The following is a 12,541-nucleotide window of genomic DNA, read 5'->3' on the forward strand; positions in this document are numbered from 1 at the left end:
CATAAGGGAATTTGTATTATAATCATTATAAATTCGGTTTGTTTTAAAAGCATTACAATAATAGAAACAAGGAGATAATGGATATGTTAGACATTAAATTTGTCAGAGAGAATCCGGAGATTGTCAAACAGAATATTCGTAATAAATTTCAGGAGCATAAACTGGAATTAGTTGATAAGGCAATCGAGCTGGATAAGAAAAACAGAGAGATCAAAGGAGAAGTTGAAGGACTTCGTGCGAATAGAAAGAAAGTTTCTAAGCAGATCGGCGGCCTTATGGCTCAGGGTAAGAAAGAAGAAGCTGAAGAGATCAAGAAGCAGATTGCAGCTGAAGGTGAAAGAATCGATGAATTAACAGCTTTAGAAAAGCAGGTTGAAGAAGATTTAAAGAAGTGTATGATGCTGATTCCAAATATCATTGATCCGTCAGTTCCGATCGGAAAGAATGATACAGAGAATGTGGAAGTTCAGAGATATGGTGAACCGGTTGTTCCTGATTTTGAAGTGCCATATCATGCACAGATTATGGAAAGCTTTGACGGACTGGATCTGGATAGTGCAAGAAGAGTTGCAGGTAATGGATTCTATTATTTAATGGGAGATATTGCGCGTCTTCATTCTTCTGTTATTTCTTACGCAAGAGATTTTATGATCAACAGAGGATTTACTTATTGTGTACCTCCGTTTATGATCCGCAGCGATGTTGTTACAGGCGTTATGAGCTTTGAAGAGATGGATGCCATGATGTATAAGATTGAAGGTGAAGATCTTTACCTCATCGGTACAAGCGAGCATTCAATGATCGGTAAATTTATTGATCAGATTATTCCGGAAGAACAGCTGCCAAAAACTTTGACAAGCTATTCTCCATGTTTCCGTAAAGAAAAAGGTGCGCATGGTATTGAAGAGCGTGGTGTTTACCGTATTCACCAGTTCGAAAAGCAGGAGATGATCGTTGTATGTAAACCGGAAGACTCCAAAATGTGGTTTGATAAACTGTGGCAGAATACAGTTGATCTTTTCCGTTCTCTGGATATTCCTGTTCGTACACTGGAATGTTGTTCCGGTGACCTGGCCGATCTTAAAGTTAAGTCTGTGGATGTAGAAGCATGGTCCCCAAGACAGAAGAAGTATTTTGAAGTCGGAAGCTGTTCAAATCTGGGTGATGCACAGGCAAGAAGACTTCGTATCCGTGTAAATGGAGAAAAGGGCAATAAATATTTTGCACATACTCTGAATAATACAGTAGTTGCACCACCGCGTATGCTGATTGCATTTCTTGAAAATAACCTTCAGGCAGATGGAACTGTTAAGATCCCTGAAGCACTTCAGCCATATATGGGCGGCACAAAAGTTCTTGTACCAAATAAATAATGAGAATAAAAAGGGCAGGTTCCGCACGAAAGAAAGCAGGACCTGTCCCTTTTGATTTTTAATAAATAGGCATGACAGCAAGAAATTTATACATTAACACAAAATGGCAAAAACTTCCGCCCATAACGAAAAGATGAAAGATTTCATGTGAACCGAAATTTTTATGGCGGCTGTTAAAAATCGGAAGTTTAAGTGCATATATGACACCACCGATCGTATAGATCAGACCGCCGGCCAGAAGCCACATAAAAGCTTCTCGTGAAAGACTGTTCAGAATCTGGGTAAATGCCAGAACACATGTCCATCCCATACCAATATAAAGCAGGGAAGATACCCATTTCGGACAGGTTACCCATAAAGCTTTGAGAATAATACCAAAGATGGCAATTCCCCACACGATGGCGAGAAGTGTGTAGCCGATTTTACCTCGAATGGCAATGAGGCATACCGGAGTATAGGTTCCGGCAATCAGTACGGAAATCATCATATGATCAAATTTTTTCAGCCGTTTGTTTACTTTCTCATTGATATCCAGTGAATGATAGAGCGTACTTGCTGCATATAGCAGGAGCATACTGACTATAAATATAGAGAGAGAAATAACATGAATGGGATCAGGCACCGTACACGCTCTGAGTATGAGAGGTACAGCCGCAAATAAAGCCATCAGCCAGCCAATAAAATGGGTAATTGCACTTCCAGGATCTTTTGGTTTAAATTTCATAAAATCACCTTCCGTTTGTCATATTAGAAACATAACATATAGTATTAAAAACTATATAAAGTATATTATGATACTATCACAAATAAAATACATGTCAAGGGCTAAAAATAAAACAGTGAAAAATTTTAAAATGTATGATATAGTTATTCTATGTGAAATTATTTTTTGATTTAGGAGAGACAGAATATGGGAAAATATTTTGGAACCGACGGTTTTCGCGGTGAAGCTAATGTGAAACTGACAGTTGAGCATGCTTTTAAAGTCGGTCGTTTCTTAGGCTATTATTTCGGAAAAGATCATAAAGCACAAGTCGTTATAGGTAAAGATACACGTCGTTCAAGTTATATGTTTGAATATGCTCTGGCAGCCGGACTGACATCCAGCGGTGCAGATGCCTATCTTCTTCACGTGACGACAACCCCAAGTGTATCCTATGTTGTTCGCACAGAAGAATTTGATTGTGGCATTATGATTTCTGCCAGTCATAATCCTTATTATGATAATGGAATTAAGATTATTAATTCTATGGGCCATAAGATGGGGGCGGATGTGGAACAGCTCATTGAAGATTATATTGATGGAAAGATAGATGAGCTTCCGCTTGCAACCAGAGAGAATATTGGGCGTACGGTGGATTATGCCATGGGTAGAAATCGGTATATCGGTCATTTGATCGCAACAGCAACCCGTTCATTTAAAGATAAAAGAGTGGGACTGGACTGCTCGAACGGTTCAGCATCTGCTATTGCAAAGAGTGTATTTGATGCACTGGGAGCAAAAACTTATGTTATTCATGCAGAACCGGACGGTACAAATATTAATATGAACTGTGGATCTACACATATTGAAGAACTTCAGAAGTTTGTTGTGGAGAAGGGTCTTGATGTGGGATTTGCTTATGACGGGGATGCAGACCGGTGTATAGCTGTTGATGATGAAGGTCATATTGTGGATGGCGATTTGATCATGTATGTCTGTGGAAAATATATGCATGAGAATGGTACACTGAATAATGATACAATTGTTACAACAGTAATGTCAAACTTTGGACTTTATCGTGCGCTTGATAAAGAAGGTATTCGCTACGAAAAAACAGCTGTCGGTGATAAATATGTTTATGAGAATATGGTGCAGAATGGCCATTCCATCGGTGGTGAACAATCCGGACACATTATTTTCAGTAAGCTGGCAACAACAGGCGATGGTATCCTTACATCTTTGAAGATTATGGAAGTCATGCTTGAAAAGAAGACAAAACTTTCAGAGCTTATTAAACCGGTAAAGATTTATCCACAGCTTCTTGTAAATGTGCGTGTGCATGATAAAAAAGCGGCAGAACAGGATCCGGATGTTCAGGCAGCTGTGAAAGGCGTTGAACAGTCTCTTGGAGATACAGGACGTATTCTTGTCCGGGAGAGTGGAACAGAACCTTTACTCCGTGTTATGGTTGAAGCGGAAACAGATGAGATATGCAGCAAGTATGTGTATCAGGTAGTGGATGTATTAAAAGCAAATGGTCATGCGATCGAAGGGAAGTAGAGATTATGGAAGACAGTCTGGTATCTAAGGTGAAAAGTGCTATGCCTCCGGAGGATGATCTGTTTGAAGTGGCAGAGTTATTCAAGGCTTTCGGGGATATGACACGGGCAAAGATTATTTGTGCTCTGAGTGAGTCGGAATTATGTGTCAGTGATCTGGCCCAGCTTCTTGAGATGAATCAGTCTGCCGTATCTCATCAATTAAGGCTTTTAAAGCAGGCCAGACTGGTTAAGACCCGCAGAGACGGGAAAGTACGATATTATTCACTGGCAGATGAACATATAAAAGAAATGTTTAAAGTTGCTTTTGAACATGTTATGGAAGAATAAAAGTCAAGGAGAAGTTTACAATGGAAAAGATTATCTTAACAGGAGACCGGCCGACAGGAAGACTCCATGTCGGACATTATGTGGGATCTTTGAAACGTCGTGTGGAACTCCAGAATTCAGGAGAGTATGATAAAATTTTTATAATGATTGCGGATGCCCAGGCATTGACAGATAATGCCGATAATCCGGAGAAGGTGCGTCAGAATATTATTGAGGTTGCACTGGATTATTTATCTTGTGGACTGGATCCGGAAAAGTCGGTTTTATTTATTCAGTCTCAGGTTCCGGAACTTACAGAACTGAGTTTTTACTATATGAATCTGGTTACAGTATCTCGACTTCAGAGAAATCCTACAGTTAAGGCTGAAATTCAGATGCGTAATTTTGAAGCAAGTATTCCGGTTGGATTCTTTACTTATCCAATCAGTCAGGCCGCAGATATTACTGCGTTTAAGGCAACAACAGTACCTGTCGGCGAAGATCAGCTTCCTATGATCGAGCAAACACGTGAAATTGTACGAAAATTCAATTCTGTTTACGGCGAAGTGCTTGTTGAGCCTGAGGCGTTGATTCCGGAAACTCAGGTATGCTGTCGACTTCCGGGAACAGATGGTAAGGCGAAAATGAGCAAATCCTTAAACAACTGTATTTACCTGTCCGATTCACCGGAGGATGTTCAGAAAAAAATCATGGGAATGTTTACCGATCCGAATCATTTGAAAGTATCTGATCCGGGATGTGTTGAAGGCAATGCCGTATTTACTTATCTGGATGCCTTCTGCCGGGATGAGCATTTTGAAAAATATCTGCCGGAATATGAAAATCTGGATGCGCTTAAAGATCATTACCGGAGAGGCGGTCTTGGCGATGTGAAGGTAAAACGTTTCCTGAACTGTATTATGCAGGAAGAACTGGAACCGATTCGCGCCCGCAGAAAAGAACTCGAGAAACACATTCCTGAAATTTATGAAATTCTTCGCAAAGGAAGTATCGAAGCAGAAAAAATAGCTGCCAAGACTTTAGCAGAAGTGAAGAGTGCCATGAAGATCAATTATTTTGATGATGTGGATTTGATTCAGGAACAGGCAAAGAGATTTGCAGAAAAATAAAAAATAAACAGGGCTGTCTGCAGTTTTGTAGCTGCAGCAGCCTCTTTTTATAGTTGGAGAAATTATGCAGTTATATATGGTTCGGCATGGTGAAACACTGTGCAATGTAAAAGGTGTTTATTATGGAAGTCTGGATGTATCGATTACAGAAAAAGGAGAAATTCAGGCAGATTGGGTTGGAAAAATGCTAAAGGAAGTCCGTTTTGACAGAGTGATCGTGTCCGGCTTGAGACGGACACGGGAAACAGCAGAGAGAATTTTAGCATGTCAGGAACAATCGGATATAAGACCGAAATGGGAGTTTATATCAGATTTTAATGAAATGAATTTCGGAGCGTGGGAAGGAAAACATTACAAGGAAGTCAAAGCGAGTTATCCGGAGGATTATAAAGCGATGGCTGAGGACTGGATTCATTGTCCGCCGACAGGTGGAGAAAAATTTACAGATTTTAGCACAAGAGTACTTAACGCATGGAACCGACTTCAATTTGGGGAAGATGAAAGGGTGCTTTTTGTTGGTCATGGTGGTGCGATGCAATGCATTATGTGCCATCTGCTCGGTATGGATGTGACAAATATATGGCATTTGGAAATCAAACAGGGAACGTATACAAGATTTGAGATTATTCATGATTTTCCTGTGCTTAAGGGAATGAATCTTGGGGAATAATCAGATATCATCATAAAATCGATGAAAATAGCTTGTCCGGTCAGGGGCAGAGTGTTAAAATGGTTCATAAGTAATTGAAAGGATAGGAGGAACATTTATGCGCGACGTAAAAACTGTAGGTATTTTAACCAGCGGTGGTGATGCTCCTGGAATGAATGCGGCGATTCGTGCGGTCGTTCGAACGGCTCTTGCCAGCGGCATGAAAGTTAAGGGAATAAAAAGAGGCTATGCCGGTTTATTAAATAATGAAATTATTGATATGGATTCACGTATGGTATCTGAAATTGCGCGCCTTGGCGGAACGATTTTGTTTACTGCACGCTGCAAGGAATTCGAGACAAAGGAAGGTCAGAAAAAAGGTGCAGAGATTCTCAGGGAGAATGGAATTGACGGACTTATTGTTATCGGCGGTGACGGTTCTTTCAGAGGTGCTCAGAAACTTTCCGATCTGGGAATTAATACGATCGCTATTCCGGGAACAATCGATCTTGATATTAATTGTACAGATTATACGATTGGATTTGATACAGCCGTGAATACGGCTATGAGTGCAATTGATAAGATCAAGGATACGTCAACATCTCATGAGCGCTGCAGTATTATAGAGGTTATGGGAAGAAATGCGGGATATATCGCACTCTGGTGCCAGATGGCCAATGGTGCGGATGGCATTCTTATACCTGAGAGAGATGAATTTGATGAACAGGATCTTATTGATTCAATCATGCATAATCGTGCAAAGGGAAAAACACATCACGTGATCATTAATGCGGAAGGTGTAGGGCATACGAATCGTCTGGCTCGTCGTATTGAGGCGGCAACAGGTATTGAGACCCGGGCGACAATCCTCGGACATATTCAGCGTGGAGGTTCCCCTACGGCCAGAGACCGAGTGACGGCAGCTACGATGGGCGGCTACGCTATTGACCTGCTCCACAGAGGCGAGACAAACCGTGTTATTTGTTTAAAAGGCGGCAATTATGTGGATTTTGATATTGATGAAGGATTGGCGATGGAGAAGACAATCAACGAATATCAGTTCCTGATCAGCCGTTTAATGTCCATGTATTAAGATGAAGAGTGAAAGGGAGAAGTAGGTTGTTATTATCTGTTGTCATTCCATGCTATAATGAAGAGGACAATGTGGAGCTTTTTTATGACACGATCGTTCATGTATTCGGAAACTTAATGAAAGATACAGAACTTATTTTTGTCAATGACGGAAGCAGGGATGAGACTTTTCGGCGATTAGAGAATATTTATAAAAATTCACCGTATCAGATTAAGGTTATCAGTTTCTCAAGAAATTTTGGAAAAGAAGCAGCATTACTTGCAGGGCTTCAACATTCGGAAGGGGATTTTGTGTCTATTATTGATGCGGATCTCCAGCAGAGGCCGGAATATATTCTTGAGATGATGTCTATTTTAAATGAACATCCGGAATATGACAGTGTGGCTGCTTATCAGGAAGAAAGAAAAGAAGGACGGATCCTGTCATTTTTTAAGAATTGTTTTTATAAAATTATTAACAAAATGACAGAGATGGAGATGGTGCGTTCGGCGAGTGATTTTCGACTTTTAAAAAGAAAGGTTGTGGATGCTATCTGTTCAATGCCTGAAAAATGCAGATTTTCCAAAGGCATTTTTTCCTGGGTAGGATTTAATACATTTTATATGCCTTATCAGGTGGAAGAAAGAGCAAACGGTGTTTCTAAATGGTCATTTTGGAAATTGTTTGTTTATGCTATTGATGGTATCGTAGCTTTTTCTACTGTACCATTGACGGTTGTATCCCTTGCGGGCATTTTGTTATGTGTATTATCCGGTTTGTTTATGATCATTATTGTTGTAAAGACATTGATCTGGGGAGATCCGGTGGCCGGTTTCCCGACATTGGCTTCTCTTGTCCTGTTTACATCAGGCATACAGCTTTTATGTACGGGTGTCATCGGACATTATCTGGCAAAAAACTATATAGAGACAAAAGACCGTCCGGTGTATATTGTAAAAGATTTCCTCAAAAAGTAGGGACAGGTTCCGTAAAGGGACCTGTCCTGTCTTTTAGACTAACATTCTTCACCTGTATAGTAAGATTTAGAGCCGATAATCTGCATAAGATTGTCACGGTTTCCGTTCCATGCCAGATAATCATCGAAATTTTCAAGAATCTGTGTGCTGTAAATCGCCGCATCATTCAGAAGTTCATAGAAAGATTCTGTATGTGGTGCATGATCACTTATGGAGTACCATGTCTGTTTATTTTCATTCAGATAATCATGGGGATCGCCATGATATTCAGGAAAGATAAAGCACATTTTTGATGATGAAAATGGAAGACGTCTTCGGATCAGGCGAAGTGCTTTCTGATGTATCTGAGGATTCGTCTGGAGAAATGTGCATGTGCGTCGTACAGAACGAATAACTTTTAAGATGGTTTTACGGGACAGACGATAGTGATAGGTCGTCCGAAGCGCATATAAAAGGCAGTCAGCAATATTTCTTCGATCTGTTTTATTCAGTGAAACAAGAGCTTCCAGATTCAACTGGAAAGGTTCCATATGGTTTAAACGTTTTAAAAGCAGGGTATCGATCAGAGTTTCGATGTGCCGATAGTAAAATGGTATGCAGCATCGTTCCGGATATTCACTGTAATCCATATCCACGCGAAAACGCAGATATGGATGCGTATGCGTATCAAGTGCGTAATGACAGAGAAAACCGGCAATATAAGACAGACAGATCTCCCTGTCTTGTGTATCGAGAATCATGGCATATTCAATCATATTTTCAAAAAAGGCACCGGTATTTTTCTCATGGATAATGTTGCATATATTGTTTTCGCGTTTACGCATATAGCTATTCAGATAATAAAAGAAGATATCCGGACCCTGAAGTCCCATTCGATATGTGTTTGGATTTTTTCTTATGATTTCTTTTAAATAATTCGGAGACAGGGACTGATAGGTCCTTTCGCCGAACAAATAATTTGTAATTAGTCCTGGCATAAAATAATCCCCTTTTACGGCAGTATATTTATATTTTATCAAATTATAGAGGTTTGGCAATGAAAATACGCTGAACAATTATAAAACTATTATTAATTTTTTTGAATTGCAGATAAAGGAGACCAATGTTAGAATAGTCTATGGGTGAAAAAAATGGATTTATTTGATTATATGAGAAATAACATGATGGAAAAAGAATCACCTTTAGCTTCAAGACTTCGTCCGGAGACACTGGATGATATCGTCGGGCAGAAGCATATTCTGGGAAAGGATAAGCTTTTATATCGGGCAATTAAGGCAGATAAGCTCAGTTCTATTATTCTTTACGGACCTCCGGGAACAGGAAAGACGACAATTGCCAGGGTCATTGCAAACACGACTCAGGCCGTTTTTACTCAGATGAACGCCACTGTTGCAGGAAAGAAGGATATGGAACAGGTTGTGGCAGACGCAAAGGACAGGCGTGGAATGTACGGTCAGAAAACGATTCTTTTTGTCGATGAAATTCATCGGTTTAATAAGAGTCAGCAGGACTATCTTCTTCCTTTTGTGGAAGACGGAACGGTTATTTTGATCGGAGCTACAACAGAAAATCCTTATTTTGAAGTCAATAGTGCGTTGATTTCCCGATCGGTGATATTTCGGCTGGAGCCGTTAGAAAAAAAAGATATTGAGGAATTGCTTCGAAGAGCTGTGTATGATGTGGAAAAGGGCATGGGTGCTTATCATGCGGATATTACAGATGAAGCATTGGAATTTCTTGCGGATATGAGTAACGGAGATGCCCGTATGGCTTTGAATGCTGTTGAGCTTGGAATTTTGACGACAGAGCCTTCGGAAGATGGAAGCATTCATATAACGCTGGATGTGGCGGCGGAATGTATTCAGAAGCGGGTAACGTTATATGACAAAAATGGGGATAATCACTATGATACCATTTCAGCTTTTATAAAAAGTATGAGGGGCTCTGATCCGGATGCCGCAGTCTATTATCTGGCCCGGATGCTTTATTCCGGTGAAGATGTGGCTTTTGTTGCAAGAAGAATTATGATCTGTGCGGCGGAGGATGTGGGTAATGCAGATCCTCAGGCCCTTGTTGTGGCAGTCAGTGCAGCGCAGGCAGCAGAACGTCTTGGAATGCCGGAGGCCAGGATCCCGCTTGCACAGGCTGCAATTTATGTAGCCAGTGCTCCGAAAAGCAATGCAGCATATAATGCAATCAATTCGGCCTTGTCCTGGGTCGAACATCATAAAACGGAACCGATTCCCTCTTATCTTCAGGATGCAAGCTATAAAGGGGCAAAAAAATTTGGTCATGGTATAGGTTATCAATATGCCCACAATTTTGAGAATCACTGGGTAAAACAGCAGTATCTTCCTGACGGTGTGGCAGATCAGGTGTTTTATCATGGCGGGGATCTGGGCTATGAAGCAATTATGAAACAATGGTTAAAAGATTTAAAAAAGGAAGGATAGGATTATGGAATTATATATTATCAGACATGGAAAAACGTATTGGAATGAAGAAAAGAAAATTCAGGGATGGGCGGACATCGAATTGACAGAAGAAGGTCGTAAAGTGGCCTATGATTCCGAAGAGGGTATGAGAAATATTCATTTCGACGCGATTTATTCAAGTCCGCTCAAACGTGCTTATGAGACGGCGTGTATTCTTAAGGGCAGCAGAGACATCGAAGTTGTTGTTGATGAGAGAATCAAAGAAATTGGATTTGGTGAACTTGAAGGTGCAGACTTTACAAAGATTCGAGGAGACAAAAACAGTAAATTTGTTTCATTTTTTGATGCACCGGAGCTTTATGAAGCACCGGAAGGGGCAGAGACGTTTGAGCAGATCAGTGAACGTGCAGCAGATTTTATGAAAGAAATTATCGAAAAACATAAAGACAATGAGAGAATTATGATTGTTGCGCATGGTGCCATTAATAAGGCTTTAATGCGCTATGTCAGAAAAAATGAAATTAAAGATTTCTGGATGGGATCACTCCAGAGAAACTGTGGTGTGACAATTGTAGAATTTAAAGATGGAAAATTTAATATACTGGAAGAAAATACAGTCTTTTATGATTATAAGAAGAATAAATAAGGCATAGGAGAATGTTTATGAAGCCATTACTGTATATTATTTCTCTATTGTTTGGTTTTCTTAATACAGCAGGCATATCGATGCATTTAACGGACAGTCTGACCTTGATTCCGGGGATAAAAGGTATTCTTCTTTTTGTTCTTCTTATGGTTGTCTTTTCAGTATTATTTTACATTGCGGCCTATTGGCTACTGAAAGGATTTAATCATATGGCGGCTGAAAAGGGCAGTCGTACAGACAGATTTATTGAGAGACATATATTTATTTTCAGTTTTTGTTTTATTCTTATATTCTGGCTTCCATGGGTAATAACGTATTATCCGGCCAGCATGGACTGGGATGTATATCGACAGCTTAGTTCTTATTTGGGAATCTGGGCGCGGAGTAATCACGATCCCTGGTTATCTTCTTGTGTATTGGGTGTATGTTATCAGATTGGTGTGAAGCTGGGCAGTGAAAATCTGGGTATTTTCATTTTTGTTGTCATCCGTGATGTTTTGATGGCACTGATTTATGCCGAATGTGTTTCTATGCTCAAAAAGGCAGGACTCAAACGGATCATTTATTTTGGAGTACTTTTGTTCTATGCGGTGACGCCGGTGTGGGGAGCATATGCCAAACATGCGTTTAAAGATACATTCTGTACAGCATTATTTGTCTGGTACATAATGAATACGATTGTACTGATTTTTTATGGTAAGGCAGGAAAGCTTAAAAATAAGCACTGGATTTTATATGGTATATCTGCACTTGTGCTATCTTTATTCCGAAATAATTGTGTGTATGTGGCAGCTCCGGCTACATTGCTTGTTATTATTTTCCTGATCGCAAAAAGGCAGAAGCTTTATTACAGTATCGGGATTGCAGCATTACTGTCGGTTTATTTTATTTTTAACAGTTTTATTGTAAATTATATGGGGGTCATCCCCGCATCGAGTAAAGAAGCACTTGCCATTCCTTTTCAGCAGACGGCACGAACCGTCAAGTATCATTATGATACGATCACGGATGAGGAAAGAGAACTGATCGGTCGAGTTCTGGATTATGAATCTATGCCTGAAAGATATGATCCTTTGATTTCAGACCCGATCAAAGATAACTGGAATGGGGATGCAACCGGTGAAGATCTGAAAAATTATTTTATTGTATGGGCGAAGATGTTTTTTAAATATCCGGTGACGTATCTGGAGGCGGCCATCGGTCAAAGTTACGGATATTACGCCTTTAATAATGGATTTGCTTATGGAGCCGGAAATTATAATAGTGGTATGACGATTTTTGACTGGATTGAGGTAGACGCCTTTAAAGAATATTTTTCTTTTCATTATATCGAAGCCATGGAGACGGGAAGACAGCTCTTAAATCATTGGGCAAATCTGTGGGATAAGATTCCGGTTTTGAATCTGACGAACAAAATTGCGTTATATACATGGATCATTGTGCTGATAGGATTTGAACTGTTAAGAAAGAAACAGATTTCCGAACTCATTCCGGTGGTTGCTTTATTGATTATGATCTGTACTTGTATTGCATCACCGGTTAACGGTTGTTTTCGATATTTTGCACCTGTTGCGGCTTCGATGCCGGCACTTTTTATTTTTTTCGGACGTAATGACGGAAAACTGTAAGAAATGCCGTGGAACTGAAACTTGTTAAATGGGCCAAATTCATGTATAATTTGATATGAG

General features: G+C 40.0%; 12 protein-coding genes. 10 read left to right on the plus strand and 2 right to left on the minus strand.

Translation table 11 applies throughout. The features are described from left to right. Positions 1–83: 83 nt before the first annotated feature. Positions 84–1,373, plus strand: coding sequence for a serine--tRNA ligase (gene serS, locus QZZ35_RS06100; RefSeq protein ID WP_291236597.1), 1,290 nt, complete (start codon positions 84–86; stop codon positions 1,371–1,373). A gap of 58 nt (positions 1,374–1,431) precedes the next feature. On the opposite strand, the gene trhA is transcribed toward serS, so the two are convergent. Then, on the minus strand, positions 1,432–2,097 hold the full coding sequence (gene trhA, locus QZZ35_RS06105; protein WP_291234634.1) for a PAQR family membrane homeostasis protein TrhA: 666 nt from the start codon (positions 2,095–2,097) through the stop codon (positions 1,432–1,434). Positions 2,098–2,283: 186 nt separating this feature from the next. Between trhA and glmM the strand changes: the two genes are divergently transcribed. From glmM to QZZ35_RS06135, 6 genes are all read left to right on the plus strand, one after another. Next, a complete protein-coding gene (gene glmM, locus QZZ35_RS06110; RefSeq protein ID WP_291236598.1) occupies positions 2,284–3,636 on the plus strand; it encodes a phosphoglucosamine mutase in 1,353 nt (450 codons plus the stop codon). A gap of 5 nt (positions 3,637–3,641) precedes the next feature. Continuing rightward, positions 3,642–3,965, plus strand: coding sequence for an ArsR/SmtB family transcription factor (locus tag QZZ35_RS06115; protein ID WP_291236599.1), 324 nt, complete (start codon positions 3,642–3,644; stop codon positions 3,963–3,965). 20 nt (positions 3,966–3,985) lie between these two features. After that, entirely contained in the window at positions 3,986–5,074 is a 1,089-nt protein-coding gene (gene trpS / locus QZZ35_RS06120; RefSeq protein WP_291236600.1) for a tryptophan--tRNA ligase, read from the plus strand. A gap of 64 nt (positions 5,075–5,138) precedes the next feature. After that, positions 5,139–5,744: an alpha-ribazole phosphatase gene (gene cobC, locus QZZ35_RS06125; protein ID WP_291236601.1), complete on the plus strand. Its 606-nt coding sequence runs from the start codon at positions 5,139–5,141 to the stop codon at positions 5,742–5,744. A 97-nt stretch (positions 5,745–5,841) separates the two neighbouring features. After that, positions 5,842–6,816 (plus strand): 6-phosphofructokinase, encoded by a 975-nt coding sequence (gene pfkA / locus QZZ35_RS06130; protein ID WP_291234629.1) that lies wholly within the window; start codon positions 5,842–5,844, stop codon positions 6,814–6,816. A 26-nt stretch (positions 6,817–6,842) separates the two neighbouring features. Continuing rightward, entirely contained in the window at positions 6,843–7,772 is a 930-nt protein-coding gene (locus QZZ35_RS06135; protein WP_291236602.1) for a glycosyltransferase family 2 protein, read from the plus strand. Positions 7,773–7,810: 38 nt separating this feature from the next. Here QZZ35_RS06135 and QZZ35_RS06140 read toward each other — a convergent pair whose 3' ends face one another. Next, positions 7,811–8,749, minus strand: coding sequence for a zinc dependent phospholipase C family protein (locus tag QZZ35_RS06140; RefSeq protein ID WP_291236603.1), 939 nt, complete (start codon positions 8,747–8,749; stop codon positions 7,811–7,813). 153 nt (positions 8,750–8,902) lie between these two features. Here QZZ35_RS06140 and QZZ35_RS06145 point away from each other — a divergent pair, with 153 nt between their 5' ends. The 3 genes from QZZ35_RS06145 to QZZ35_RS06155 are packed head-to-tail and all read left to right on the plus strand — an operon-like array spanning position 8,903 to position 12,481. After that, entirely contained in the window at positions 8,903–10,225 is a 1,323-nt protein-coding gene (locus QZZ35_RS06145) for a replication-associated recombination protein A (protein ID WP_291236604.1), read from the plus strand. Positions 10,226–10,229: 4 nt separating this feature from the next. Next, positions 10,230–10,853: a histidine phosphatase family protein gene (locus QZZ35_RS06150; RefSeq protein ID WP_291234625.1), complete on the plus strand. Its 624-nt coding sequence runs from the start codon at positions 10,230–10,232 to the stop codon at positions 10,851–10,853. Between the two features lie 17 nt (positions 10,854–10,870). After that, entirely contained in the window at positions 10,871–12,481 is a 1,611-nt protein-coding gene (locus QZZ35_RS06155; protein WP_291236605.1) for a DUF6020 family protein, read from the plus strand. Positions 12,482–12,541: the final 60 nt, after the last annotated feature.

It is taken from the genome of Frisingicoccus sp., from assembly GCA_016298055.1.
GTDB lineage: Bacteria > Bacillota > Clostridia > Lachnospirales > Lachnospiraceae > Frisingicoccus.